The sequence below is a fragment of the Chitinophaga qingshengii genome (assembly GCF_014529935.1).
GTDB classification, from domain to species: Bacteria; Bacteroidota; Bacteroidia; order Chitinophagales; family Chitinophagaceae; genus Chitinophaga; species Chitinophaga qingshengii.
This window is the reverse complement of record NZ_JACVFC010000001.1, coordinates 1,560,253-1,586,982: the sequence shown is the minus strand read 5'-3', so window position 1 is coordinate 1,586,982 and position 26,730 is coordinate 1,560,253. Positions and strand designations below refer to the sequence as shown.

The following is a 26,730-nucleotide window of genomic DNA, read 5'->3' as shown; positions in this document are numbered from 1 at the left end:
TGTCTGTAATGAAAAAGATCGTATATACCTTACCGTTGTTGATGCTCTTGCTGACTGTCTCCTGTTCCAAGGATTATCTGAACAGGCCGCCGCTGGGAAAACAAACGGATGATAACTTTTACACTTCGCCGGATGCCGGTTTTAAGACGGTGGTGAACTGTTATCTCGGATTTTATGATTTCTGGGGCTACCAGGCCGCCATCGCGGAGTTGGGCAATATGGCCACTGATGAAAGTGATAAAGGCGGTTCCGATGCCAACGACCGTCCCTTTGTGGTGGATCTGGGCTTCGGCCGCGCACTCGCCAATAACGAAACGCTCAACGGTTTCTGGGCGGCCTGTTACAAAGGCATTGGTAATTGCAACGTGGCACTGGAACGCCTTCCCGGAGCCAAATTAATTGATACGGAAGGCAATCTGATTGATGATAAAACCAAGAGCCGCTACCTGGCGGAAATACGTTTCCTGCGTGCCTACTATTACCTCGACCTGATTCGTGTATTCGGTGGCGTGCCTTTGCTCACCAAAACACTGGCGGTAGAAGACCGTAGCAAAATTGTACGTGCTTCTTCCAATGAGGTGTTCCAGTTCGTTACCACAGAACTGGAAGCGGTAGGTAACGATGCAGCGCTGCCTTCCCGTAACGATTTACCCGCTGCTGAACTGGGCCGTGTTACCAAAGAAGTAGCCTGGGCGGTACAAGCCAGGGCTTATCTCTTCTTTGCGGAAGATGATAAAACCCTCTACACCAAAGCCCGAGACGCTGCCAAAAAAGTAATCGATTCCCATGCTTTCAGCCTGGACCCGCAATACCAGTCGCTGTTCCTGAAAGATGGCTATAAGAGCCCGGAAGCAGTGTTCCCGATTATCTTCGGCGATGATCCGGCTGCGTTCATTTACGGCACTACACTGCCGGTGTATTGTTCGCCACGTAACGTAGGCGGATGGGGCTTTGACTGTCCTACCCAATCCCTGGTGGATGAATACGAAGCGGGTGACCCGCGTATACTCTTCACCGTGCTGGACCAGGGAGATGTGTTCCCCGGTGGAGAAACACTGGACTTCTCTTCTTATCCGAATACCGGTCACCATAACCGGAAAGTATTCCTGGTAGCCAGCCGCCGCGGACAAGGATGGGGCAACGATGCCTGGACCATGCACCTGGTACGTTATGCCGATGTATTGCTGATGTATGCGGAAGCACTGATAGAAAGTGGTGGCGACAAACAGGAAGCTGCCAATTACATCAACATGGTACGCAGCCGCGCCAGCAACTCTTCCCGTACCGATGTGGAAGCTGTTTCCCGCAAACGTGTAGTGCCTAATACCCCGCTGCCGGCAGTGGCCGCCGGCGACGACCTGCACAAGGCTATCCGTCACGAGCGCCGTGTAGAACTGGGTTGTGAATATGGCCGCTTGTTCGACCTGCTGCGCTGGAACAGCTATGTGTCTACTATGAAAGATTATTCCACGAAACCTTATTCCGGTGGTAAGGGTGCTGCTTTCAAAGCACCGGCTTCCGGAAAAAAATACCTGTTCCCGATTCCACAACAGGAGATAGACCGTACAGGTGGTGGTATTCAACAAAACCCAGGATACTAATTACTAATTACGGATTACGAATTACGAATGCAGGTTTCATATGAATAATAAGCTGGAAAGAATTTTAAAGGCAGCAAAAAATGGATTTGATACAGTAAACAAACTCCTCATTCGTAATTCGTAATCCGTAATTCGTAATTAACATAAATAGACTTTTAAACAACAACAATGAAGAAATTATGGTTGCCTGTATTGCTTGCATTGCTGACCGCGTGTGGAGCAAAACGTTCTGTTACCCGTATCCTTTGTTATACCAAAAATGCCGAAAGCGCCTGGGTGAAACAATTGCAGGAAGCCGGACAAAAAGAAGGCTGGCAAATTGTACTGACCGGCGATAGACAGTATTTCCAGGATGATTCCCTGCGCGGCTTCAGTGCGGTGTGTGTCCCTTTTTCACTGACGGATAGTCTTAACTACCGGGATATCCCTGCGTTGAAACGTTATGCGGAAGCCGGCGGCGGCGGTATCCTGGCGGTGAAAGACAGCGGTACTGTAAAGCAGGGATGGCTCTGGCTGCGGGAATGGAATACATTACCGGAAGGTAAGGAACTGGAACAGGATAAAGGACGCCTCTACATCGTGTCTGCTACGGCTACAGCTGCAACCATACAACCGGCTATCCGTTACCTGGTAGGCAATAACGCCTTACCGGATTATACCAGATCGCTGACCATTGCACCGCCGGATACTAACCGTTACACCTATACGGTATTGGACCATGGATTGGATGAGCCCATGGAGATGTGTATCCTGCCGGGAGGTAACGTACTGTTTGTGGAACGGAAAGGTGGTGTGAAAATGTACGACGCCCAGCTGCGGCAAACGAAAACCATTGGCCGCTTCGATGTATTCAGCGGTATTGAAGACGGGCTGCTGGGAGTGGCCCTGGACCCTCAATTTGAAAAAAATCACTGGGTGTATTTCTATTATGCGCCAGCTGGTGAAAAATGGTTCAATAAACTGGTGCGCCTTGAGCTGCATGGTGATAAACTGGACATGGCTTCCGAAAAAATACTGATGGAAGTGCCTACACAGCGCCGTTATTGCTGTCACTCTGCGGGCTACCTGTTCTTTGGCCCCAACGATCTGCTGTATTTATCCATTGGAGATAATACCAATGCAGAAGAAACACACGGCTATACGCCGGTTGATGAAAGACCCGGCCGCGAACTGTCTGACGACCAGGCCAGTTCCGCCAACAGCATGGATTTGCGCGGTAAAATCCTGCGTATCAAACCCGAACCGGATGGTACCTATTCCATCCCGGACGGTAACCTGTTCCCCAAAGACGGTTCCAAAGGCCGTCCTGAAATTTATGTGATGGGATGCCGCAATCCTTACCGCTTCTCTGTAGACATGAAAAATGCTTTTGTGTACTGGGGTGATGTGGGACCGGATACCAAAGTGCCCTCTGCGGAAGGCAGCACCCTGAGCTTCGATGAAATTAACCAGGCAAAGAAACCGGGCTTCTTCGGATGGCCTTACTTCAATGGTAATAATGAAGCCTATCCGTTGCTGGACTACGCTACTATGAAAGAGCGTCCGGGCAAGGACCCGATGAAACCGATCAATAATTCTCCGCATAATACCGGTATCAAAGAACTGCCACCGGCGCAACCTGCGATGATATGGTATGGTGATGCCTCTTCACCGGTGTTCCCGCTGGTGGGCAAAGGTGGCGAGACCGCCATGGCCGGACCTGTGTTTTACAGCGATATGTTCAAAGATGCCCCCTATAAATTATCTGATTACTATAACGGCAAACTGTTTATCTACGAATGGATGCGCCACTGGATTATGGCAGTAACGCTGGACTCCGCGGGCAATTACCTGCGGATGGAACCCTTCCTGGAGAACATTGATTTTGCTGCACCGGTAGACATGAAGTTTGCACCCGATGGAAGCATTTACATGCTGGAGTATGGTACCAACTGGTTCTCCAAAAACTCTAATGCTAAATTGGTGCGTATCACGTATTCAGAAGGCAATCGTCAACCTGTGGCCAATATCCGCACGAGTCAACTGTACGGCGGCGCGCCGATGACGGTAAAACTCTCCGCTGCCGGTTCTATGGACTATGATAAAGGCGATAAACTGACTTATACCTGGAAGATCGGTGATAAACAGTTAACCGGTGAACAGATAGATTATACTTTCTCCCAACCGGGTATTTACAAGGTAGATCTGACCGTATCCGACGACCATGGCGGTAAAGGAACCTCTTCTGTAGATATCAAAGTGGGCAACACGCCACCGGATGTGAAGATCGTGACCACGGCCAACAAGAGCTTCTACTGGGACAATACCGCACTGGATTATAAAGTGACGGTGCAGGACCCCGAAGATGGTACACCCGACAGCAGCAAGGTGAAAATTACGTTTGATTATCTCCCTATGGGAAAAGACTTTGCGTTGGTATTGGCTAATAACGGCAATGGCAATACGAAGTTTGCGAAAGGACATCAGTTGTTCTGGTCGCTGGACTGTAAGGCTTGTCACACCGAGAATACAGCTTCTGTAGGTCCCAGCTTACAGGAGGTAGCAAAAAGGTATGCGGATAACGAAGCTAATGTGAATAAACTGGCGGCTAAAGTTATTTCCGGTGGCAGCGGCAGCTGGGGCAACCGCACCATGTCCGCTCACCCGGATATGTCTACCGATGATGCCAAAGAGATTGTACGTTATATCCTGTCACTCAGCAGTGCGGGAGCTACCTTGCCTATGCAGGGAGTACAGTCCTTTAAAGCACATGCCGGTAAAGGTACAGAAGGCGGTTACCTGCTGATGGCCACGTATACCGATAAGGGTGCGCATAATATTGAGTCACTGACAGGCCGGGATTATATCATGCTGAGAAATCCGCGGGTGCAGGCAGAGGACTTTGATGAAGGTAATGTAAGCCTGATCACCATTACCACGGCAGGATTGGCTTACACGGCGGTACCGAACAACAGTTATGTCCGCTTTAATCATCTCTTTATGGATGGTGTAAAAAGTCTGCAGTTCAACGTTCAGGAACAGGGCATCGGCGGTGTGATAGAAGTGCACCTCGACAAACGCGACGGACCACTGGTGGGTACCGCTACGGTGAAAGCCGGAAACGCCGCAGCTGCCGGTCCAACCGCAGGCTGGAAACCGGTTTCCGCTGCCATACAGCCGGTTACCGGTCAGCATGACCTGTATTTTGTATTCAAAAGTGCTGACGGTAAAGATGGTTATCTCTTTAACGTAGACTGGATTAATTTCTCCAATAATAATTAATTGTATGTCCCTTTCCGTACGGGTGCGACTGTCTGTCCTGATGCTGCTGGAGTACTTCACCTGGGGTGCCTGGTATGTGACCATGGGCACTTACCTGATCACCGCGCTCAAAGCAGACGCGGTGCAGGTAGGGGCAGCCTATGCCAACCTTTCCATTGCGGCCATTATCTCCCCGTTTTTTGTGGGGTTAATTGCTGACCGTTTTTTTGCCGCACAGAAGGTGTTGGGCGTGCTGCACCTGGCGGGGGCAGCCACTTTGTACCTAACGGGCAGCGTACAGGATTTCGGCAGCTTCTGGTGGCTGATCCTGTTGTATACATTATTGTATATGCCTACCATGTCGCTGGCCAATTCCATTTCCTTCCGGCAGATGACAGATGCCGGAAGGGAGTTTCCTTCCGTACGTGTATTCGGTACCGTAGGGTGGATTGCTGCCGGATTGCTGATTGGTTTTGCGAAAGTAGAAACCACCGCTGCCACCTTTCATATTGCCGCTGCCAGCTCACTGTTGCTTGGTATTTACAGCTTTTTTCTTCCCGGCACGCCGCCGGTAAAGAAAAAAGTGCAGTTGTCAGATATCCTGGGACTGGATGCATTGGTATTGTTTAAAAGCCGCGCTTACTGGCTGTTTTTTATTACCGCCATTGCTGTGTGTATCCCGCTGGCGTTCTATTACAGCTTTACCAATGCGTTTCTGAACCATACCGGTATGAGCAACGCTGCCGGCAAAATGACGCTGGGACAGGTATCGGAGTTCCTCTTTATGCTGCTGATGCCGCTGCTGTTTGTCAGGATGGGCGTAAAACGTATGCTGGTACTGGGTATGGCCTGTTGGATACTGCGTTATATCCTGTTTGCCTATGGCGATAGTGGCGCCGGTGTTTGGATGCTCTATGGCGGTATAGTGCTGCATGGCATGTGTTACGATTTCTTTTTTGTAACCGGACAAATTTATACGGACAAGAAGGCGGGTGAAACGGTGAAAAACGCAGCACAGGGATTGATTACGCTGGCTACCTATGGTATCGGTATGCTGATAGGCTCCTATGTATCGGGATTTGTGGCACGGCGTTTTAGTCAGGCTACGCCCGCCGGACCTGCATATGACTGGCAGGCTATCTGGCTGGTGCCTGCCGGCATTACCGTCGTTTTTCTGTTGTTGTTTGTTTTTTTGTTTAAGGAAGATAAATAAACAGTAAATCAAAAAATTTCAAAATAAATAAATATCATGACCGCATACGATCGCAGGAAATTTCTCAGAACAGCGGCAATAACAGGTGTTGGGCTCGGCCTCGTTGGCCGGGCCAATTCCCTGTTTGCCGGTACGCCCGTTGAAGCGGGAAAACGGATAGGCATCATCGGACTGGACACTTCCCATAGTGTGGAGTTTTCCAAAATGTTCAATGCTCCCAATGCGGATCCGGCTTATCATGGGTTTAAAGTAGTGGCCGCCTATCCCCAGGGTAGTAAAGACATCGCTTCCAGTTTGGAGATGGTACCCGGCAATCTGGCCAAGGTAAAGGAATTGGGCGTGGAGATAGTGGACTCTATCGCTGCTTTATTGGACAAGGTAGACGTTGTTCTGCTGGAATCCAACGACGGCCGCGTACACCTGGAACAAGCGCTTCCGGTGTTTAAAGCAGGCAAACGTATTTTCATTGATAAGCCGATTGCCGCTTCCCTGGCTGATACAAAGGCGATTTTTAAAGCCGCTGAAAAATATAAGGTGCCCGTATTCTCCTCTTCCGCTTTACGTTTTATTGATAGCGTACAACAGGTGAAACAAGGCAAGATCGGCAAGGTAGCCGGTGCAGACGTGTACACGCCGTCACCCACCGAAAAAACGCATCCGGATCTTTTCTGGTATGGCATTCATGGAGTGGAGATCCTGTTTGCGCTGATGGGTACCGGTTGCCGTAAAGTAACCCGTACCACCTCCGCAGATATGGACCAGGTAACCGGTGTATGGGCTGATGGCCGTATTGGTACGCTGCGCGGTGTGATTAAAGGTCCTTATGGCTTTGGCGGTCATGCTTTCGGAGAAAAAGCGATTATGCCTATCGGTGATTTTAATTCTTATCAACCCCTGGTCACACAAATTGCTTCCTTCTTTCAAACCGGCATAGTGCCGGTAGAACCGCAGGAGACGATCGAGATGATCGCCTTCATGGAAGCAGCCGATGCCAGCAAAAAGAAAAAGGGCGCTCCTGTAATGATGAATGTGTAGCGCTTTTGCCCCGGGCAGGTGAAATACCTGTTCCGGGGCCTTTTATTTATTCGTATCCGAACTCCATATAAGTGACCAGCAGTGTTTTGGCATCCCGCCATTTTACCCAGCCATAGGGTTTCTTTTTACGGTCCTGCCTGTCTATCATCTGCGCCCAATCTCCCTTTATTTCTCCTATATGAAAACAATCATCACAGCCATCTTCCAGTTTGGGGAAAGGAATCCTGTCGCCACCGGGGCTTTCGAATACAGGTATATCTTTTTTAATATGAACGATGTAGGCCCGTTGCAGCACGTTTTCCCAGGTTTCGTACACATACCAGCGGGGGTCGGTCTTTGACGCGTTACGCTCCCTGTCAAATAATTTATGATACATCGTGTAGGCCGGGTTTATCCGGATGAAAACAGTCAGCTTTTCCTGTTCATTGATCACCACCTGGAAATGGGTGCTGGTAGCTTTTATCACCCGTAACTGTAATTCAGGCGGGAAATGAATCAAGCCCATGTTGGTGTGCCGGCGGCCGCCTTCGTTGGTGTCGCCTTCAAAAAGGCGGAAAGGGGCGAGGTTTTTCTTCAGCACTTTCGTCAGGAAAGCATAACTGCCATCCTTCTTTTGTTTGATAACGAGTGTATCAAACGGCTGTGTGGCTTCTGCGGAAGCATATAAAGGTATCGGCTCTATAAAACTTACCTGCAGAAGACCTATGCCCAGTGAATCATTGTGGGGCAATGAAGGAAGAGCAGGGCCGTGGCCCTGGTAATCAGAAAAAAATGAGAACATGGTGGAAAGGATTAACAGTAAGTGTTGCATGTTTTAGGAATGATTTATTTATATACGACTTCGGTCATGTGGATGTTGGGTGTGATGCCGTTATGCCATTTTACCCAGCCGTAAGGTTTCTTTTTTTTGTAGTAGTCTGCTCTGTCCAGGAGCTGCGCCCAGTCTCCCTTTACCTCGCCTACTTTAAAGCAACAATACTGATTTTCTTCCTGTTTGGGCAGAGAAATTTTCTTTCCGTCGGGAGCGTCGTAAAATGGGATACCAGGTTTAACGCTTACATAAATGAGACGTTGTAAAAAATGTTCCCAGGTTTCATAGAGATACCAGTGGGCGTCAGGGGTGGGGCTGCTCAGGTGGGATGCTCTTTCTGCCGTTGTCTGATATAAGGCGTAATGTGGATGGATGCGGATAAAGCAGGTGAGCTTTTCCTGTTCATTGATCACCACCTGGAAATATTGGCTGGTGGCTTTTACTACGCGAAATTTCAGCGCCGGTGGAAAGTGAGCGAGACCTGACCGTATATGTTGCCGGCCTGACTCATACGTATCGCCGGCAAACAACTGATAGGGGGCAAAACGTTTTTGTAGCACACCGGTCTGAAAGATATAACTGCCATTCTTATCTTGTTCGATCTTCAGGATGTCAAAAGGCCGGGTATCATCCGGATGGGCGTAAAGGGGTGTTTCAGGCTCGAAGCTGATTTGCAGGATACCTGTGCCGATGGAATCATAGCGGATCAGCGGAGGCATGGAGGAACCGGGCTGCTGGCCGCAGGATGCGAAGCTGGACATGTTGAAAAGTATTAAAAGAAAATATTTCATTCACCATTTTTCAGCATGATGCCATCAACAGCCCGGATTCCATAAATTATCCCGATATTTTTCCCATATACGGGTCAGTAATGCTCTCCTGGCCGGTTTCCACCCGTCCGGCATATCTCCGGGCAAAGGATGTATGGCCTTCCGCCTGTACGGTAAAGTCGTACCAGCCCTTGCTGGATTGCAGGGGCAGGGTAATCAGCGCTAACTGGTCTTTGGTGACCGTACGGGTAATGGATTTATTGCCATAGGCGTTGTCGCGGATGGTGATTGTCAGTGGTTGGTTACCGCTATTAGACAGGGAGAGCACCGCATTGCCTGTTAGTTTTTGGGAAGATTTATTTCGTTCATAGGTGCACGTAGTCGTAAGGGCCGGATCTTCCATATTACCGGTAGCTTCGCGGAAGAAGCCATTGGGACCGTTCACCTGGAGATGATAGCGATTGTTTTCAAACGCCTGCAACGGCCATTCGTATTGGAGCTGGTCGCCTGCTTTTACAGCAAAAGACCAGTTGCGGCATTGATCGGTATTCCCTTTTTCATCTTTGAACTTTACCGGGGCAATCACGGTGAAAGGCGACCCTGCTGCGGAGGCGCCGAATACCTGGTTGCCGGCTTTGAAGGTGGCCGTCAGCTGTTGGCTGCCCGGCTGCCGGGAAATATCCACATACAGTTCATAGGGCAATGACGGTGACGGGCGTACGCCTTTTTCCTGTGGCGCCAGCAGTTGGGCCGGTGTAGTCTTCCCCGTTACCTGTGCCAGTGTATCCGGTGTCAGCTTTTTAAAGCCGCCGGGTATACCTTTGAACTGGGCGTTATAGATTTCCTGCACAAATTTTTCCTTTTGCAGGAAGGGGAGTTTGTCTTTGTTGGGTACAAATGTGCTGAAGGCAGCTGTGAGGTCCCCGCAGATAGCGCGTCTCCACTGACTGATATTGTCAAGGTGTATTTGTTTGCCGTATTTACCATTCACGAATTTTTCCAGGAACTGCAGGGTAGAGGTATGGTCGAATACCTGTGAGCATACTTTACCGCCGCGGCTCCAGGGAGAAGCGATGAGCAGCGGTACCCGGAATCCCAGTCCGATAGGCGCTTCGCGGGCCTGTTTTTTGTGGATGCCTTGCGCCAGTTCATTCTCCAGTCTTACATGTTCCACTTCCGTGTCAATACCACCGGACACCTTACCCGTGCCTGGTTTGTTTTCATCGGGGATGGAGAAAGGCGGTACGTGGTCGTAGTAACCATCATTTTCATCATAGGTAACGATGAAGATGGTCTTCTTCCATACTTCCGGGTTGCCGGTGAGGATGTCCATGATCTCTGAAACGTACCAGGCGCCGTACCAGGGGGCACTGGGGTGGTCGGAGAAGTTCTGAGGGCCGCTGAGCCAGGACACCGTCGGCAGTTTACCTTCCCGTACATCCTGGCGGAACTGGTGCAGGATATCGCCGGCGGGAACGGTTACCTGGCGGTCCTGTCCATCGTCGGTGTAGCGGAAGGTAGTAACGTTGCGGAAGTTGGGATCGCCGCTGTTGATCACAAAAGCGTTGCGGTACAGTTGTTTTTGCTCATCATTTAGTTGCTCAAAACTTTCCTTGTTCCATTTCGCCAGTTCTTTTGTGGCGTTGTCCAGTACCTCTTGTTTTTTCGCGATTTCCACGCGTATTTTCTGCGCGGCATCATCGGAGGAGGGAGAGGCTTCCTGTAGTTTGTTGATCTCTTCCGGCAGCGTTTCCGCCTGTTTGAGCAGGGTTTGGATATAACGGGAGGAGAACTTCACATGATATGCTTCGAAGAATTCGAGGAGGTTACAGCCAAAGTTAGCCAGCCAGGCTCTTTCTTCTCCTTTGAAGCCGCCGCCGCAGCTGAGATCGTTCTGGTAAAATTTCCAGTTCACCTTGTTTTCCGTCAGCAGCTCAGGAAACGTTTTCCAGGTGTGTTTGCCGTAGCTGAAGTCGTCGTTGCGGATATTTACTTTAGCGCGGCCGTTTTCTTCGCTGGTAATTTTGCCGGTCCAGAAGAAGGAGCGGTTGGGCGTGGTGCTGGTCATACCCGAGCAAAAATGTTGGTCGCATATCGTGAAAGCATCTGCCATGGCGTAATTGAAGGGAAGGTCTTCCCGGGTGAAGTACCCCATGGTGAGCGGCATATGTGCATATTGTTTATTGCCTGGTTTTTTCGCAAGTAGCCATTGATCGTGTTTGCCGGCGTTATAGGCGTCTACCTGGCTGGCCCGCGAGTGAGGCAGGGAGCCCATCCAGGTGATCTTAGTATCTTTGATATCCAGGCGGAAAGGCGCATAGGTATCGCCTTTGTCGTCGGTCTGGAACCAAACGGGTTTCAGGTCGGGCAACGGAATAGCCCGTGGATCATGGAAGCCTCTTACGCCCTGCAGCGTGCCGAAGCAGTGATCGAAAGAGCGGTTTTCCTGCATCAGGATAACGATGTGTTCCGCATCGAGCCAGGTGCTGCCCGGTGTTGGATCGATAGCGAGTGCCCGTTGTATAGAGGCGGGCATGATGGTAGAGACGCCTGCGGCGCCTGAAAGCAATAAAGATTTTTTTAGGAATTCCCTGCGCGTGTCCATAAAGGTGGAATCAGTTTAAGAAGTGTGGCTAGTTTGTGTCAGGGGCGAAAAATAATCATTCATTTTAATTATGTGGTAACCACTCATCCATCTTTTTCTGATTACAACATCAGCCGTGACAGCAGGAATACACCGCACATAGCGACGATACCCATCACCAGCGTGGCCATCGTATATACGCGGAGCATGTCTTTTACTTCGAGACCGGAGAAGCGGGAGATAACCCAGAAGTAGGCATCGTTGGTATGTGATATCATCATGGAACCTGCGCCCATAGCCAGTACACAGAGCAGGGTGCCGTTGGGCGTATCGAGGCCCAACGCAGGTAATAATGGGTGGATGATAGATGCCGCCGTGATAATAGCGACCGTAGAAGAGCCCTGGGCAGTTTTGAGAACAGCGGTAACGATAAAGGGAAGTAGTATGCCCGTGCCCGTTATAGCGGGATTGTTGGCGATATGGGCGCCGATGCCGGATTTGGCGAGTATGGCGCCGAAAGCGCCGCCACCGCCGATGATGACCAGTATACCGGCCGCTTTTTCCGCGCCTTCCAGTAATATTTTCCGAAAACCTTCACCCTGCCCCTTTTGCATACCCGGCAATGCCAATCCGATGCCGATAGTGATGGCGACCTCCGGTGTACCGGCAATATTCAGCAGTTGCACGGGCAGAGAGGACGTCTGTTGTTCCAGCGCAAAAAAGGAGCGTAATGCAATGAGCAGGATGGGGACTGCAATAGGCAGTACAGCCATCCAAACGGAGGGGAGGGCTTCCGGTGCTGCGTCTGTTTCCATGGCTTCCGGCCGGATGACCGGTAAGCGGCGTCCGGCATATAACGACCACGCATATCCGCAGAAAGAAGCTGGCAAAGCTATCAGTAAGCCGTATAACATCACTTTACCCATATCTGCCTGTATAACGCCGGTAGCCGCGGTGATACCGGGATGCGGCGGCATCATACAATGCACCGCGTACAAGCCCGTTGCCAGCGAAGAAGCCATAATCACCATGGATACGCCGGAGCGCCATGCCAGTGCTTTGTTCAGACCGCTGAGCACAATGTATCCTGAATCGCAGAAGATAGGCATGCCTACCAGGTAACCGATAATATTCAATGCCAGCGGAGAACGGCCCGTGCCTGTTTGCCGCAGTACAAAAGCGGCCAGTACCGTGGTGCTGCCGGTATGTTCGAGGATGAGGCCCAGCGTAGTGCCCAAAATAATCAGGAGTCCGAGGGAACCGATAATTTGTCCGAAGCCGGTTTTGATGGTACTGAGTATATCCGTCAGCGGTAGCTGGAAGATGAGCCCGGCCAGCAAACCGGCCAGCAGCAAGGCGAAAAAAGCGTGTATTCGGAAGCGTGCCGTCAATATCACAATCAGCGCGATACCAATCAGCAGACCGCTGATACTTTGCAATAGCGAGATGTTGTTCATGGGCGACAATGATAGTTCTGATATCTTACAAGATATCTATTATATTATCGTTGAACAAACTACGGGAGATAAAAATAGGCGAGCGTATAAACGACGTGGGGTGGGGGAATTTATGAAACCCGGGTATAATGCGGGTCTCCCCACACCCACGTGGCGGAAATATTTACCGCTGTTCCTGTAGATGTGCCGGCAACGGTATGTCTTTGCTGATATCTTCCGCCACAGGTGCCAGCCGCCGGGTTTCCAGGGGAATGATGCCGGACCAGACGGGCAGGTCTTTATCGTCATCTTCGCCGGGCATACCGGTGCGTATTTTGGCGGAGGCTTCATCGAGCGAGAAGGCTAGCACGGTGGTTTTGCGGACTTCATTTTCCCTGATAGGCCGCAGGTAGTCCCAGCTGTTGGGAACAAATTTTTCAGTGAGCCAACGGAAGGCGGTTGTTTTCAGTTCGATGTCCTCAATTTTTTCGGGGGTGGCAAACAGGATGACAGAGCGGTAGTTAACAGAATGATCGAATGCTGATTTGGCTACCACGATAGCGTCCAGGAGGGTGATGGTAATACATACCGGGATGCCTTTTTCTATTTCGCGGATGAAATGACTGCCAACGGAACCATGGATGTATATTTTATCCTCATGGCGTACGAAGCCGGTGGGGATGGCAAATGGTCTGTTGTCAACAGAAAAGCTGATGGTGCAAACGAGGGCTTCATCCAGTATGGCATGAATGGTTTCCTTATCGTAGGAAGCCCTTTTAGGATAACGGCTGGGTGCGAGATGTGGAGGAGTAGGATGCATGTGGCGATTATTTTTTACAAAGTTGTACCTTTATTGGCTCGGTGTCATCATCCGATTGAGATAAAATGAGTAGTCCAATTTTCTCTTTGTTACAGTTAGACCGGGACGATAAGCAGCCAGTGTACCTTCAGCTGGCGAACCAGTTAATGGGATTGATCCGGACCGGCCCCCTGCATGCCGGCCAGCGGCTGCCCAGCAGCCGTGAGATGGCAGAAAAACTGCAATTGCACCGCAAAACGGTGGTACGTGCCTACGATGAGCTGCTGACCCAGGGATGGCTGGAAAGTCATACCGGTAGTGGTACTTTCGTGGCCCGTCATCTTCCTACTACCGCCTTACAAACGTTGACAGATAACCGGGAGACCACCTTTAATCCCCAGCGGACGGCCGGATTCAGTTTTACGGTACCGGAGCACCTCAACCGCCCGGTGTTGAAAGCGAGCAGTCACCTGCATCTGGACGACGGTTTTCCGGATGCGCGTCTGGCTCCGCTGGAGGAGTTAACGCGTAACTACCGCAGTCAACTGCTGCACGGTAACCCTTATGTGAGGCTGGGTTACGGTGATACCACCGGCTCGCTCCGCCTGCGGCAGGAGCTCTCCGAATACCTGAATGAAACCCGGGGCCTCAACACCACGGCGGAAAATATTCTGATAGTAAGGGGAACGATCATGGGATTTTTCCTGGTGGCGACCGGGCTGGTATCTGCCGGTGATCATGTGGTGAGCACCAGTATGTCATGGGCCGGGGCGGCCGCCAATTTTATACAGGCCGGCGCCCAATTGCATACCGTACCGGTAGATGAGTATGGGATGGACACCGATGCACTGGAGCTGCTTTGTCAGCAGAAAAAGATACGCATGGTGTATGTGACGCCGCATCACCATTATCCTACAACCATTGTGCTGAGGGCGGACAGGCGTTTACAACTGTTACGCCTATCTGAAAAATACGGGTTCATCATTTTTGAAGATGATTATGATTATGACTTCCACTATCTCAGTAAGCCGCTGGCGCCATTGGCCAGTGCAGATAAGGCGGGTATGGTATTATATGGCGGTTCTTTCACGAAGGCGATTTCACCGGCTTTTCGTGTAGGCTATCTCGTGGGATCGGAAGATGTAATTAATTACCTGGCTAAACTGCGGCGTATTGTGGACCGTCAGGGCGATCTGATGCTGGAAAATGCTTTTGCGGCGTTGTTACAGAGCGGTGTGATACACCGGCAGCTGCGTAAGTCGCTGCGTATATACCGGGAACGCCGGGATTATTTCTGTGACCTGTTACGTTCCGAACTGGGCGACGTAGTGGATTTCCAGGTACCGGTAGGTGGTTTGGCGGTATGGACAGGGTTCGATCCGCAGATTAACCTGAAGACGGTGGCGGAGAAGGCGTTGCAGCAAGGTCTCTTTTTTTATGATGGCCGGGGTTTTAATGTGCCGGGCATGAAATTAAATCACACGCGGCTCGGTTTCGCATCTTCCACACCTGCAGAATTGGAGCAGGCGGTAGGCATCCTCCGAAAAATTATCTCGCAAAGCAAGCAAAGATTATAATATGTAATAAGTGCGCAAAGGCCCGAAGATTACGAAGAAGACAATATTTTTTGAGACATAAATTGATCTTCTGCGTAATCTTCGGGCCTTTGCGCACTTAATTCAAACTAAGACCTCTGCGCCTTTGCGAGCAAAGAATCATCCACGATAGCCCTTGTTTTGGGTAAACATTCCGGATGGTTTTCCCGGATATATTTCACCAGTTCTTCCCGTATATAACAACGCAGGTCAAATGCATTACCGGAAGTAGCGGCGCTCATCAGTGTTCTTACTTCGATGGTACGTTCACTCGTGTTCGTTACCTGGAGTGCGCTGGCTCGTTTGTCCCACAGCGGATTTGCTTCCAGCAGGCGGTTGAACACAGCCCTGATTTTATCTACCGGCGTAGCATAGTCCAGGTAAAAGAAAGCAGTGCCCAATATTTCTGAGCCGGTGCGGGTCCAGTTCTGGAAGGGCTTTTCAATGAAGTAGTTGATCGGTAGGATCAGTCTGCGTTGATCCCAGATATTCAGGACTACGTAGGTGAGGGTAATTTCTTCCACACGTCCCCATTCGCCTTCCACTACCAGTACATCGTCGATGCGGATAGGTTGTGTAAAAGCGATCTGGAAGCCGGCGAGCAGGTTTCCTAACGATTTCTGCGCGGCAAAACCGATGATGATACCGCTGACGCCAACGCCGGTTAATAGCCCTGCGCCCAGTTTTCGCAGGCTGTCGAAGCTGAGCAGGATCACACAGGCTGTGAGCATCAAAATAACTGATATCGCCAGTTTCCGTATAAACTGCAGCTGGGTACGGATTTTCCGCTCTTTCAGGTTGTTGGTTTTTTTCAGATCATAGGTGTGATACACATAATCTTCCAACACCTTTACCGCGCCGATGGCCAGTGCGCCAAAAGAGAGCGTCAATGCTATTTCCACTACGCGGCTCAACAAGGGCGCATCTTTGGCAGGTATCCGCATTAGTGGCATCAACATGTTGAGGATGAGTAATGGCAGGAAATAGTTGAATGCTTTTCCCAGGTGAAGGAGTACACTGTGTACCAGTGAAAAACCTCCGTCTTTTGCCGCCGACTTGCGCAGGAACAGGGATAGCAGGAACTTGATCAGCCAGCCTGCGATTACTGAAATGCCCACCAACATCAAATCCCATAAGATGTTGGGCAAATGGTCCGTTTTTTCTAGTATTTCATTCCACATACGCGCGCAGGCCACAAAAACGGTGCCGCAGGGGGGATAAAAACATTAAATTTATATTAGTATCAAGTTGTCCAGTTGGTTTTAAAAAGAAGACAAAGAAAATTTTTTTTGCGCATTCCCGTTATTTTAGTGTCATTAAGACCTTTTATTCCTATATGAAAAAAATCCTGTTATTACTGTTACACGTTCTCCCTTCTCTGTTATGGGCGCAACAGCGCTATAATCTCGATATGGAAAAAATGGATGCGCATACCGGCCTGCCGGTAGCATGGACGGACATCGACGTTAGAAAAGAGCGTGGCGATGTAGCCTCGATAGACAGCACGACGGTTTATTCCGGGCGTTATTCCCTGTTGTTGAAAAGAGACAGCAGTGATGCCAAAACGGCTATTGCCCTCTCTTATGGGGTGCCGACGGAATATAAGGGGAAGAAAGTCAAACTCCGGGGATATGTCCGCACAGAAAATATAACAGACGGTTGGGCCGGTTTATGGCTGCGACTGGATGGTACCAGTGAGTTTGATAATATGTACCGCCGCGGTATTAAAGGCACTACACCCTGGACCTTATACGAAATAGAGCTAAAGCTGGATAAGGCCGCTGCTCAGATTACATTGGGCGGGTTATTAACCGGTAATGGGAAGATGTGGATGGATAGTCTGGCGCTTTGGATAGATGGAAAAGATGTGCAGTTAATTCCATTGGAAGAAGTGACTGCGAAGACTGATGAGTTGAAGTGGCTGAAAGACCATGCTATGCCATTGAAAACAGTAGATGCCGGTCATGGCAGTGAAGATCTGCAGGGATTGAAGCCATTGATAGGAGATGCCGGAATTGTAGCGTTGGGGGAATGTACACATGGCACCAGTGAGGTATTCCGGATGAAACACCGGTTGCTGGAATTTCTCGTAACGGAAATGGGTTTCCGGGTTTTCGCCATAGAAGCCAATTTGCCGGAAGCTAAACACATGAATGAATATGTGCTATATGGCAAAGGCACCGCAGAGGCGGCGCTTGAGGCTATGTATTTCTGGACCTGGAACACCAGAGAGGTATTGGAAATGGTTAAATGGATGCGGGCGTACAACATAGCGCATCCGGATAAAATGGTACAATTCACCGGTTTTGATATGCAGTTCCACAGAGGCGCCTGTGATAACCTGCGACAGTTTGCTGACCGGTATGACACAACGCTGAAACCCCTGGTGGATACAGTGGTTTTTTATTGTGAAAAATTTAAAGGAAGATATAGTTATACCGCACCGCTGAACCGGGAGGAACGGGCGTCGGTACAGGTGCCATTGGATCTGATCGCGCAGGCTTTTGAAAAAAAACGGGCACATTATCAACAACTGATGGGCGATAGTACGCTGGCATGGTATACCCGCAACGTAACTGTATTGCAGCAATATCTGATTGCGGTTAGTACGCATCGTGGCAATATTGAGCACCGGGATAAGTCTATGGCGGAGAATGTAAAGTGGCTGACCGAACAAAATCCCGGCCAGAAGCTGGTGTTATGGGCACACAGCGGGCATGTGAAGCGGTCGGGCCGTTCGATGGGAGGACACCTGGATAAAACCTTCAAAAAAGACATGGTGGTCATCGCCTTTGGCGCTGCAAAGGGGCAATATGTAGCGGTGAAAAGGGGAGAAGGGGTGAGGGGAGATAATCTGCTGGTTCCACCGGTGCCGCATGCTTTCGAAAGTTATGCACAAGCCAGCGGTATCGGCGATTTTATCCTGGATGTACGCCGGGAGCAGCTGAGGGATGACCGTGCCTCGTGGTTATTGGATAAGGTCCGCTTGCGCTGTATTGGTTCGCTGGCGCTTGATGGCAATGCGCAATTTGAATACGGTGTGCTGCCGGATCAATACGATGCTGTTATTTACCTGGAAAATACTACTCCCAGCAAATTGTTGCCCGGTAAACAGTAAAAACGGCCTCCATTTGGAATTCGGGAACCTGCGTTTTATATTGAGTCTTGTTCGACACGTATTTCACGTTAGTGCTAAAATTCCATTATTCATGAAGAAAATGCTATCAGGCATGGCATGGTTGCTGTGCAGTTTTTCCACACTTTTTGCGCAAAAATATACGGCTGACTGGAACTCGCTTAACAAGCGGGGTATTCCTGCCTGGTTTAATGAAGCCAAGTTCGGCATTTTTATACACTGGGGTGTGTATGCCGTGCCATCTTTTGCCGTGGTAGGCCCTGGTGGATATTCGGAGTGGTACTGGTACAACCTGGATGGTACCAAAGAGGGAAGTCATGCTAAGGTGCGGGCTTTCCACGATAAACAGTACGGGCCGGACGTACCTTATCAGCAACTGGAAAAACAGTTCACCGCTTCGCTTTTCGATCCGGGCCAATGGGCCGATGTATTTAAACGTTCCGGCGCCCGGTATGTAGTGCTGACTTCCAAACATCATGAGGGATATTGTTTATGGGATAATAAACAAGCGGACGCCTCCTGGGGCCGTTCCTGGAACGCAGTAACGGGAACGCCTAAACGTGATCTGCTGGGCGATCTTACTGCTGCGGTGCGTAAGGAAGGTTTGCGCATGGGATATTATTATTCGTTGTACGAATGGTTTAATCCGTTGTATAAATCAGATAAGCAGCGTTATGTGAAGGAAGTGATGATGCCGCAGTTTAAGGACTTGGTGACCCGTTACAAGCCTTCCGTTATTTTTTCTGATGGAGAATGGGAGATGTCGGACACCGCGTGGCATAGTACCGAGCTGCTGGCCTGGTTGTACAATGAATCGCCGGTAAAGGATGAAGTAGCGGTAGATGACCGCTGGGGCAATAATACACGGGGCAAAAATAACGGCGCCACTTATCTCACTTCTGAATATGGCAGTGGTATGCAGCCGGGCGTGGTATGGGAAGAAAGCCAGGGTATTGGCCAGTCGTACGGATACAACCGGATGGAGACGGCTGACGATTATAAAAAGAGCAATGATCTGTTACTGTTGCTGACAGATATTGTCTCCCGTGGCGGTAACCTGTTGCTCGATATCGGGCCTACGGCCGATGGCCGGATACCGGTGATCATGCAGCAGTGTTTACTGGATATGGGCGCCTGGCTGAAGGTGAACGGAGAGGCCATATACGAAACCAAATCATGGCATGAAACACGGCAGTGGAGCGCGGGCAAAAGGCCGGAGATAAAAGAGGCCAGTTATATGTCCGGTTACAATATTTCGAAAATGGTGGAACCTGCTGCTGATCATGCGCATATAGAAATGTTTTTCACTACCGGGAAAGATGCTTTATATTGCATTGTGCCACGTTTTGAACAACAGCTGCGCATTCGTAACTATACCGCTCCTAAGAATGCCACCTGTAGTATTCTGGGTTGCAACAAATCAATCAAAGGACAACAGCAGGGGAAGGATTATGTGATTAATTTATCGGGGCTTCTCCCGGGAGATGTTTCTCCGCAACTATTTGTAGTGAAGATAAAATAAGCGCTCATGAATTTTGAAGGAGATTGCCTCCGCGAGGCAGGTCTGCTGGACGCGCCCTCTTTACAGTCAGTGCTGGGAGAAGGGTGGACAGACGACGATGTACGCCGGATTTATCCACTGGCATTACCCCAGGCAACAACGGGGCGGAAAGTGGAGCTGGTCCGCCAATTGGCCGATACTGACGGATATGCCCGTTTATACCGCGTAGGGCAGTATTATCTCTTTGAATCTGTTGATGGCTCGATGCATGAAGTATTCGCCAGTGAACCGCTGATGCTGGATATCATAGCAGCGATGCAACAGCTGAAGCGGACCGCATAAAAAAATACGAAACCCCGGTTGTTTGCAACCGGGGTTTCGTATTTTTATGCCTTGTAAAAAAAATGTATGTCTCAGCAGATCCAGATACTCGCTATTTCCGGCAGCACCCGCCAGCAATCCTCCAATCATCAGTTGATAAATGCCATTTCCACACTTGCAAAAGATATTGCGGAGGTGCAGCTATATGAAGGATTGACCACTATTCCGCATTTTAACCCCGATTTGGACCAGGATCAGCCACCGGCGGAGGTAACTGCTTTCCGGGAACGTTTACGCGCTGCAGACGCTATTTTGATCTGTACACCCGAATATGCGATCGGCGTACCGGGTACCCTGAAAAATGCCATCGACTGGACCGTATCGTCCATGGAGTTTTCCCAAAAACCGGTGGCGCTGATTACAGCAGGTACTTCCGGTGTGAAGTCACATGCTTCCCTGTTGGGTACCTTGCTGATGATAGAATCAAAAATCGCTACAGACGCACAGCTGGTTATTTCAGGTGTTAAAGCAAAAATAAATGCCGACGGAGTTATCACGGATACCGCTACACTGGAAAAAGTACAGACGCTGATACAGGCATTGATAGCAGTGGTGAAGAAAGAACCCCTGGAGTTGCTTCCTCAGCCTTCGGTACGTTAAATTACTTTTTGTGCCAGGGAATCAGGTTGTCGGCTGCGACATCATATTCATATAGTTTTCTTGTCCGGGTGTTGATGTATACCCAACCATCCGTTGCAAACCGCGGATCGGTATGGTCCGGCTCTTCCATGTGGTGACCGAGGTGAAAGACCATGTAAGTAGCACTGTCTGTTTCTTCGGTCCCATCCAGCATCCATTCGAGCGTTTTTTCCTTTGCGGCAAAACGGATCAGTTCATTGCTGGTTTCCTGAGAGAACGCAATGATCAGTGAGTCCGCCCAGGCGGGTACGGCATCGGTATCGACGCCCGGTTTGGCATTGGCGCCCGGCGCAGCGGATACATTGTGAACAGTAGCCGTGGTAGTGTCGGTCTTTCCTTGTTGGTTATGGTTGTCAGCACAGGCAAAAGTCGCGCATAGCGGCAACAGGTAAATAAAATACTTCTTCATAAAATATGTCTGGTATATAAACGCCTACTTGGATGCTAAAGTATATAAATTAATTAATAACTGTATATACGTCGCGTATCCATCGTTTTTACCGATCATTTTAGTTTTGACAAGACAGGAAGTGGCCGCCTGTAGAGATATACGGTGGAATTTCGATCAAAACTAACTTTAATACGGTCCTGATTGTACGTATGAGAGAACTTGTTAAGCAAGAGGCTGCAATATGATTTCAATATCACTATGGTTCAGATTATACCGCGCCGTCAGATGGATTCCCGAAAAATATAACTGTGTTTCAATACCATTACGGTCCTGATTATACACCGAAGTAACCCGAGGCTACGGCACCGCAATATGTCTTTCAATACCATTACGGTCCTGATTATACTGTAGTGGCTGTCCATGGGAAGGTAATCGACACTATCTTTCAATACCATTACGGTCCTGATTATACGAAAGAAGTTGCCGGCCCGCTTGATGCACGCACTACACTTTCAATACCATTACGGTCCTGATTATACTTGTCTTCCCGCCAAAAGCTGTCGGGTCTTATCCCTTTCAATACCATTACGGTCCTGATTATACGGTGCGGGAGATTCCCGGAACGCAGCTCATCCTCGACTTTCAATACCATTACGGTCCTGATTATACGTCCAACTCCGGATGGATTGGATTTTCCCGTCCGGGCTTTCAATACCATTACGGTCCTGATTATACATGAATATAGGAGCAAAAGCCCTTGAAGTAGCATCTTTCAATACCATTACGGTCCTGATTATACCCGAATTTCATCGCGTGTAAGGTTCGCTGCTATTGTCTTTCAATACCATTACGGTCCTGATTATACGTGGTCAGCAGATCGTCAATGGTTCGGTTGAAATACCTTTCAATACCATTACGGTCCTGATTATACATGTCGGAAACGATAAGACAGATAAGGATTCGTTATCTTTCAATACCATTACGGTCCTGATTATACGCTTCAGGCGGACGCCGGCAGGTGGCCTGCACAATACTTTCAATACCATTACGGTCCTGATTATACCAGATCAACATTGCCGGTGATACCTGGGATTGTTCCCTTTCAATACCATTACGGTCCTGATTATACCCTCTGTTTTTAGTAATAAATCCCTTTTCATATAATCTTTCAATACCATTACGGTCCTGATTATACGGATTTTTTTTTAGCACGTAGCCATAATACATTGTACTTTCAATACCATTACGGTCCTGATTATACAGTCTTTAAGCTTCGACTCAAGATCCTCCTGGATGCTTTCAATACCATTACGGTCCTGATTATACAACCGGATTCACCAACAGGCAAAATTTGCCTGCTGACTTTCAATACCATTACGGTCCTGATTATACCAAGTTGGAGGCCTATCGTGTTTCAGCATGAAGTCGCTTTCAATACCATTACGGTCCTGATTATACTGCCTTGTCATCGGGTCGAGGCCGGTCCGTTTGCACCTTTCAATACCATTACGGTCCTGATTATACGGCTCCATGTAAAGGTTATTCTAAGGTTCTTATTGCCTTTCAATACCATTACGGTCCTGATTATACCCCCGTTATATGGAGCAGTGTTTCGTGGAGAAGGTCCTTTCAATACCATTACGGTCCTGATTATACCTTCCACCATCCTGGGAAAGCATTTATTGTATCCACTTTCAATACCATTACGGTCCTGATTATACTATTGATGTCTTCGTAAACCTTAAAGCGTTCCTTTCTTTCAATACCATTACGGTCCTGATTATACCAGCCGGTGACTACGGTCACGCATCAGCAGCCGGCTTTCAATACCATTACGGTCCTGATTATACTTTAGTGCGTTTAGTGTTAAGTGTTATTTTTATTTTAACTTTCAATACCATTACGGTCCTGATTATACACCGTAAAAAGTACAACACTATACAGGAGAGTAGTTACTTTCAATACCATTACGGTCCTGATTATACTGGGTGGTCTTTAGCATCATCATTTCCGCAGGTTCCTTTCAATACCATTACGGTCCTGATTATACTGGAATGCCATACGGCACCAGCGCTGCCTAATTCCCGCTTTCAATACCATTACGGTCCTGATTATACTGGTGACCCATCAGCGAGTGCCAGGTCAACAGTGGACTTTCAATACCATTACGGTCCTGATTATACCATCCAGTGGGAAGCAAAACAACAATATCCTGGCATCTTTCAATACCATTACGGTCCTGATTATACAATGTTGACCAAGTGTTATTTCTCTCATACTACTCGACTTTCAATACCATTACGGTCCTGATTATACATACTAAAAAAATTAGCAAAACAAATTGGTTGTGCACCTTTCAATACCATTACGGTCCTGATTATACTTCTTTGGTAATTCCTGTATAGCATTCATTTTAGCTCTTTCAATACCATTACGGTCCTGATTATACGGGTAAAGATTGAATTGATTGATACTTATGAATGGATCTTTCAATACCATTACGGTCCTGATTATACGGGATCTGGGCAAAGGTATTTATGATAACTTTAGACTTTCAATACCATTACGGTCCTGATTATACTTTTCATACTTTCGTTTTTGAATAGTTGTTTAATCCTTTCAATACCATTACGGTCCTGATTATACGATCTTAGTTCCTACGTTTTCATCCGGGCTTATGGCTTTCAATACCATTACGGTCCTGATTATACGCTAATAATCTGCGATTGGGTAATATTCTTTACCCATCTTTCAATACCATTACGGTCCTGATTATACTGAAATCATTTTGTATGGAAATAATATTTCAGTTCACTTTCAATACCATTACGGTCCTGATTATACGCTATACCAGCGGGTGCCCGCCAATACGGAAAGCTTCTTTCAATACCATTACGGTCCTGATTATACTAAGAATCCGCCCAGGTTGGCGGATTTTTTTGTTCCCTTTCAATACCATTACGGTCCTGATTATACAACGATAACTGCCAACGGGACGGCCCGGTTTCTCATCTTTCAATACCATTACGGTCCTGATTATACCTTCTGTTCTTCGTCGGTTGGTTTCCCGTTATTAAAGTCTTTCAATACCATTACGGTCCTGATTATACGGGTAGTTAACCCCGTCAACACTCAGTCCGTAATCAACTTTCAATACCATTACGGTCCTGATTATACCATCTCCCTCGTCTACGACTACTGGCCAGGTTGCAAACTTTCAATACCATTACGGTCCTGATTATACAAGCGTGTAAAAATGAGATACTTGAACTGGAGGATATCTTTCAATACCATTACGGTCCTGATTATACATTATACGAATGGCGCCATTAAGGCTGCTGCGATACCTTTCAATACCATTACGGTCCTGATTATACTTAAGGCGCCAAGATCCCGCAAATACTTCATCGTCCTTTCAATACCATTACGGTCCTGATTATACCCATTATGCGTATGGTATTCGTGCGGGTGATTCATCCTTTCAATACCATTACGGTCCTGATTATACTGTCTGCAAAAGGTCTTCTTCCTTTAACCATTCCTCTTTCAATACCATTACGGTCCTGATTATACACAATCTGGATGCGCTCCTGCATAGGCTATACCTAACTTTCAATACCATTACGGTCCTGATTATACGCTGGAAAGTTGTTGGCTGCATAAGGATGCCATAAACTTTCAATACCATTACGGTCCTGATTATACGTCTGTTAAACCTTTAATCATCAAAGTATAACCCACTTTCAATACCATTACGGTCCTGATTATACCGCTCGACAAAAGGCAAAAGGATACCGGTGTCACCTCTTTCAATACCATTACGGTCCTGATTATACTTGGGTGCTGGCCGGACCACCACCCCAGGTGTAACTTTCAATACCATTACGGTCCTGATTATACTGCGCAGTGGGTGAACTTAGGTCGCGAACTTGATGCTTTCAATACCATTACGGTCCTGATTATACCTCGCCCTATAATCGTGATCACGGAGAAAATAAACTTTCAATACCATTACGGTCCTGATTATACAAGGAATGCACCGAAAAAGGAATATGGCCCGGCTTCTTTCAATACCATTACGGTCCTGATTATACCCTTCATTTATTATTATCTAATGTATTGATAATAAACGACAAAAGTTATTTATTATCCTCATTTGGGTTTAATGATAGTCGTCGATCGATAGTAATACGATTACCCCCGGGGAGCGACGACTATTGTTTTTAATTGAAAATCAATTGTTTATAAGGAAATAATGATCTGGTGGTAGCTTTGAGTGGAGGTGTTTCTGGCAATCGACGACTACAGCATGTTGTCGAGATTGTTCTTTTCAAGTCCGATTACGGTTTTATCAAGCCATTTCTCCTGTCTGCTGGTAAATATAATGATGCTATCATATGATAGATCCATAATAGATTTAGCATGATGAAGTAACTCTTTAAGTTTAACTTCAGTCAATTCACCTTCGAAAACGCTATTTTGTATCCAATGGAGATATTGCCTGCAAAGTTTTAGCATTTTTCCGACCCTTCTTTGGTCTATATCGTAGACTAAAATTATATACATTTATAGGAAATTAAAGGATTAATTACTACCACCATGCCTTGAATGGTTTATAGGGTTCAATGTCTAAAATATGTTTGACTAGCTTATAGCATTCCAGTTTTACCAGGTGTTTATAAGTAACATTTCGACCAAGAGATCGATGTTTTATGGTTTCACTGAGTTTGTCATCCCAGGCTTTGACAACTTTTTTCCTTCCGATATCCTTTAGCAAACAGCTATTCATCTGAAAATCGAAATCGCTTTTCTGTATTTGTTTTTTATTTAAGAGGGTGAAAATGAGTCGGTCAACCAGTATGGGCTTGAAAATTTCAGATAGATCCAATGCTAACGAATAGCGCCTGTATCCTGGTTCGTGTAGAAAACTAATTGTTGGATTAAGTTGTGTATGGTGTATCATGTCAAGACATAGGGTGTAACACAACATGTTGATAAAAGAAATGAGTGCATTGACCTCATTGCTGGGAGGTTGTCGGCTCCGGTTTCCCATTTCAAAATTATTGATAATAGAATCAAAGGACTGGTAATAAATTTGACGGATCTGGCCTTCGATGCCCATTAGCTCTTCGATACTGTTTAGAGAAGTAATCTGTTGGGATAACAGCATTATCGAGTCAATTTGATGGCTCGTGTCCTTTTCTCTGCCGTTGTAGTAGCGTAAGTTCTTAAGAATGTTAAAGGAGGCACCTTCTATGATTTTTTTTGCTATATCCATCCTTTTTGTATGATTGCCGTAACAAGCTGTTTGGGCAATAATTACTTTGCCACTTAATAGGAAATCTTTAGGCATAAAACTTCCAGTGTAGTGCTCATAATAATCGAAAAAGTGAACACTGATCTGTTCCCTTCCCAGAAAATTATACAATGCGCTATTCGCATCTAAATTTCCGAAGGTGTATAAAGTGTTGACAGACTCAACTGGAATATAACGGGGGGCTCCTTCTAACCCATTTTCGTCTACTGGCGTGAATTTAAGAGTATTGTCACGCCGGCTCATTCGCCCAGGATTAAAGAGGTAGTAGCTTTTCTTCATGA

At 47.9% G+C, this 26,730-nt stretch carries 18 protein-coding genes and 1 CRISPR repeat array; of the genes, 9 read left to right on the top strand and 9 right to left on the bottom strand.

Features of this window, described 5'->3' with window-relative positions:
• Nucleotides 1-8 precede the first annotated feature (8 nt).
• The 4 genes from ICL07_RS05890 (at nt 9) to ICL07_RS05875 (ending at nt 7,089) form a co-directional block, all read left to right on the top strand.
• The gene (locus ICL07_RS05890) at nt 9-1,601 is read left to right on the top strand and encodes a RagB/SusD family nutrient uptake outer membrane protein (RefSeq protein ID WP_188086992.1); all 1,593 of its coding nucleotides are present in this window, start codon (nt 9-11) and stop codon (nt 1,599-1,601) included.
• 168 nt (nt 1,602-1,769) lie between these two features.
• Nucleotides 1,770-4,862 (top strand): PQQ-dependent sugar dehydrogenase, encoded by a 3,093-nt coding sequence (locus ICL07_RS05885; RefSeq protein ID WP_188086991.1) that lies wholly within the window; start codon nt 1,770-1,772, stop codon nt 4,860-4,862.
• 4 nt (nt 4,863-4,866) lie between these two features.
• Nucleotides 4,867-6,054 carry a nucleoside permease gene (locus ICL07_RS05880; protein WP_188086990.1) on the top strand — a complete coding sequence of 396 codons (1,188 nt, stop codon included), beginning with the start codon at nt 4,867-4,869 and terminating at the stop codon, nt 6,052-6,054.
• A 36-nt stretch (nt 6,055-6,090) separates the two neighbouring features.
• Nucleotides 6,091-7,089, top strand: a complete 999-nt coding sequence (locus ICL07_RS05875; RefSeq protein WP_188086989.1) for a Gfo/Idh/MocA family protein — start codon at nt 6,091-6,093, stop codon at nt 7,087-7,089.
• A gap of 46 nt (nt 7,090-7,135) precedes the next feature.
• On the opposite strand, the gene ICL07_RS05870 is transcribed toward ICL07_RS05875, so the two are convergent.
• The 5 genes from ICL07_RS05870 to ICL07_RS05850 form a co-directional block, all read right to left on the bottom strand.
• Nucleotides 7,136-7,900 (bottom strand): hypothetical protein, encoded by a 765-nt coding sequence (locus ICL07_RS05870; RefSeq protein ID WP_188086988.1) that lies wholly within the window; start codon nt 7,898-7,900, stop codon nt 7,136-7,138.
• Between the two features lie 14 nt (nt 7,901-7,914).
• A complete protein-coding gene (locus ICL07_RS05865; protein WP_188086987.1) occupies nt 7,915-8,661 on the bottom strand; it encodes a hypothetical protein in 747 nt (248 codons plus the stop codon).
• 76 nt (nt 8,662-8,737) lie between these two features.
• Nucleotides 8,738-11,275: a phosphocholine-specific phospholipase C gene (locus ICL07_RS05860; RefSeq protein WP_188086986.1), complete on the bottom strand. Its 2,538-nt coding sequence runs from the start codon at nt 11,273-11,275 to the stop codon at nt 8,738-8,740.
• Between the two features lie 101 nt (nt 11,276-11,376).
• On the bottom strand, nt 11,377-12,711 hold the full coding sequence (locus ICL07_RS05855) for a GntP family permease (protein WP_188086985.1): 1,335 nt from the start codon (nt 12,709-12,711) through the stop codon (nt 11,377-11,379).
• A 163-nt stretch (nt 12,712-12,874) separates the two neighbouring features.
• A complete protein-coding gene (locus ICL07_RS05850; protein WP_188086984.1) occupies nt 12,875-13,510 on the bottom strand; it encodes a pyridoxamine 5'-phosphate oxidase family protein in 636 nt (211 codons plus the stop codon).
• A 65-nt stretch (nt 13,511-13,575) separates the two neighbouring features.
• Between ICL07_RS05850 and ICL07_RS05845 the strand changes: the two genes are divergently transcribed.
• Complete coding sequence (locus tag ICL07_RS05845; protein ID WP_188086983.1) at nt 13,576-15,066, top strand: aminotransferase-like domain-containing protein; 1,491 nt, start codon at nt 13,576-13,578, stop codon at nt 15,064-15,066.
• A gap of 107 nt (nt 15,067-15,173) precedes the next feature.
• Here ICL07_RS05845 and ICL07_RS05840 read toward each other — a convergent pair whose 3' ends face one another.
• Nucleotides 15,174-16,232, bottom strand: coding sequence for a mechanosensitive ion channel family protein (locus ICL07_RS05840; protein WP_246484981.1), 1,059 nt, complete (start codon nt 16,230-16,232; stop codon nt 15,174-15,176).
• A 188-nt stretch (nt 16,233-16,420) separates the two neighbouring features.
• Here ICL07_RS05840 and ICL07_RS05835 point away from each other — a divergent pair, with 188 nt between their 5' ends.
• The 4 genes from ICL07_RS05835 to ICL07_RS05820 all read left to right on the top strand — a co-directional run bounded on the left by ICL07_RS05835 (nt 16,421) and on the right by ICL07_RS05820 (nt 20,702).
• A complete protein-coding gene (locus ICL07_RS05835; protein WP_188086981.1) occupies nt 16,421-18,202 on the top strand; it encodes an erythromycin esterase family protein in 1,782 nt (593 codons plus the stop codon).
• A 91-nt stretch (nt 18,203-18,293) separates the two neighbouring features.
• Entirely contained in the window at nt 18,294-19,742 is a 1,449-nt protein-coding gene (locus ICL07_RS05830) for an alpha-L-fucosidase (RefSeq protein WP_188086980.1), read from the top strand.
• 6 nt (nt 19,743-19,748) lie between these two features.
• Nucleotides 19,749-20,063: a hypothetical protein gene (locus ICL07_RS05825; protein ID WP_188086979.1), complete on the top strand. Its 315-nt coding sequence runs from the start codon at nt 19,749-19,751 to the stop codon at nt 20,061-20,063.
• A gap of 66 nt (nt 20,064-20,129) precedes the next feature.
• Entirely contained in the window at nt 20,130-20,702 is a 573-nt protein-coding gene (locus ICL07_RS05820) for an NADPH-dependent FMN reductase (protein ID WP_188086978.1), read from the top strand.
• A 1-nt stretch (nt 20,703) separates the two neighbouring features.
• Here the strand turns inward: ICL07_RS05820 and ICL07_RS05815 are convergent, their stop codons facing one another.
• The 3 genes from ICL07_RS05815 to cas1b all read right to left on the bottom strand — a co-directional run bounded on the left by ICL07_RS05815 (nt 20,704) and on the right by cas1b (nt 26,728).
• The gene (locus ICL07_RS05815) at nt 20,704-21,150 is read right to left on the bottom strand and encodes a hypothetical protein (protein WP_188086977.1); all 447 of its coding nucleotides are present in this window, start codon (nt 21,148-21,150) and stop codon (nt 20,704-20,706) included.
• Between the two features lie 226 nt (nt 21,151-21,376).
• Nucleotides 21,377-25,226: direct repeats of the CRISPR family, unit length 30 nt; unit sequence CTTTCAATACCATTACGGTCCTGATTATAC.
• A gap of 208 nt (nt 25,227-25,434) precedes the next feature.
• A complete protein-coding gene (cas2, locus tag ICL07_RS05810; protein ID WP_188086976.1) occupies nt 25,435-25,698 on the bottom strand; it encodes a CRISPR-associated endonuclease Cas2 in 264 nt (87 codons plus the stop codon).
• Between the two features lie 25 nt (nt 25,699-25,723).
• A complete protein-coding gene (gene cas1b / locus ICL07_RS05805) occupies nt 25,724-26,728 on the bottom strand; it encodes a type I-B CRISPR-associated endonuclease Cas1b (protein WP_188086975.1) in 1,005 nt (334 codons plus the stop codon).
• Nucleotides 26,729-26,730: the final 2 nt, after the last annotated feature.

What these genes read in the sequence shown, in the direction of transcription:
- ICL07_RS05880 (WP_188086990.1), top strand. Translation starts at nt 4,867, where the DNA reads ATGTCCCTTTCCGTACGGGTGCGACTGTCTGTCCTGATGCTGCTGGAG.
- ICL07_RS05850 (WP_188086984.1), bottom strand. Translation starts at nt 13,510, where the DNA reads ATGCATCCTACTCCTCCACATCTCGCACCCAGCCGTTATCCTAAAAGG.
- ICL07_RS05870 (WP_188086988.1), bottom strand. Translation starts at nt 7,900, where the DNA reads ATGCAACACTTACTGTTAATCCTTTCCACCATGTTCTCATTTTTTTCT.
- ICL07_RS05830 (WP_188086980.1), top strand. Translation starts at nt 18,294, where the DNA reads ATGAAGAAAATGCTATCAGGCATGGCATGGTTGCTGTGCAGTTTTTCC.
- ICL07_RS05885 (WP_188086991.1), top strand. Translation starts at nt 1,770, where the DNA reads ATGAAGAAATTATGGTTGCCTGTATTGCTTGCATTGCTGACCGCGTGT.
- ICL07_RS05890 (WP_188086992.1), top strand. Translation starts at nt 9, where the DNA reads ATGAAAAAGATCGTATATACCTTACCGTTGTTGATGCTCTTGCTGACT.
- ICL07_RS05845 (WP_188086983.1), top strand. Translation starts at nt 13,576, where the DNA reads ATGAGTAGTCCAATTTTCTCTTTGTTACAGTTAGACCGGGACGATAAG.
- cas2 (WP_188086976.1), bottom strand. Translation starts at nt 25,698, where the DNA reads ATGTATATAATTTTAGTCTACGATATAGACCAAAGAAGGGTCGGAAAA.
- ICL07_RS05865 (WP_188086987.1), bottom strand. Translation starts at nt 8,661, where the DNA reads ATGTCCAGCTTCGCATCCTGCGGCCAGCAGCCCGGTTCCTCCATGCCT.
- ICL07_RS05855 (WP_188086985.1), bottom strand. Translation starts at nt 12,711, where the DNA reads ATGAACAACATCTCGCTATTGCAAAGTATCAGCGGTCTGCTGATTGGT.
- cas1b (WP_188086975.1), bottom strand. Translation starts at nt 26,728, where the DNA reads ATGAAGAAAAGCTACTACCTCTTTAATCCTGGGCGAATGAGCCGGCGT.
- ICL07_RS05875 (WP_188086989.1), top strand. Translation starts at nt 6,091, where the DNA reads ATGACCGCATACGATCGCAGGAAATTTCTCAGAACAGCGGCAATAACA.
- ICL07_RS05815 (WP_188086977.1), bottom strand. Translation starts at nt 21,150, where the DNA reads ATGAAGAAGTATTTTATTTACCTGTTGCCGCTATGCGCGACTTTTGCC.
- ICL07_RS05835 (WP_188086981.1), top strand. Translation starts at nt 16,421, where the DNA reads ATGAAAAAAATCCTGTTATTACTGTTACACGTTCTCCCTTCTCTGTTA.
- ICL07_RS05825 (WP_188086979.1), top strand. Translation starts at nt 19,749, where the DNA reads ATGAATTTTGAAGGAGATTGCCTCCGCGAGGCAGGTCTGCTGGACGCG.
- ICL07_RS05820 (WP_188086978.1), top strand. Translation starts at nt 20,130, where the DNA reads ATGTCTCAGCAGATCCAGATACTCGCTATTTCCGGCAGCACCCGCCAG.
- ICL07_RS05860 (WP_188086986.1), bottom strand. Translation starts at nt 11,275, where the DNA reads ATGGACACGCGCAGGGAATTCCTAAAAAAATCTTTATTGCTTTCAGGC.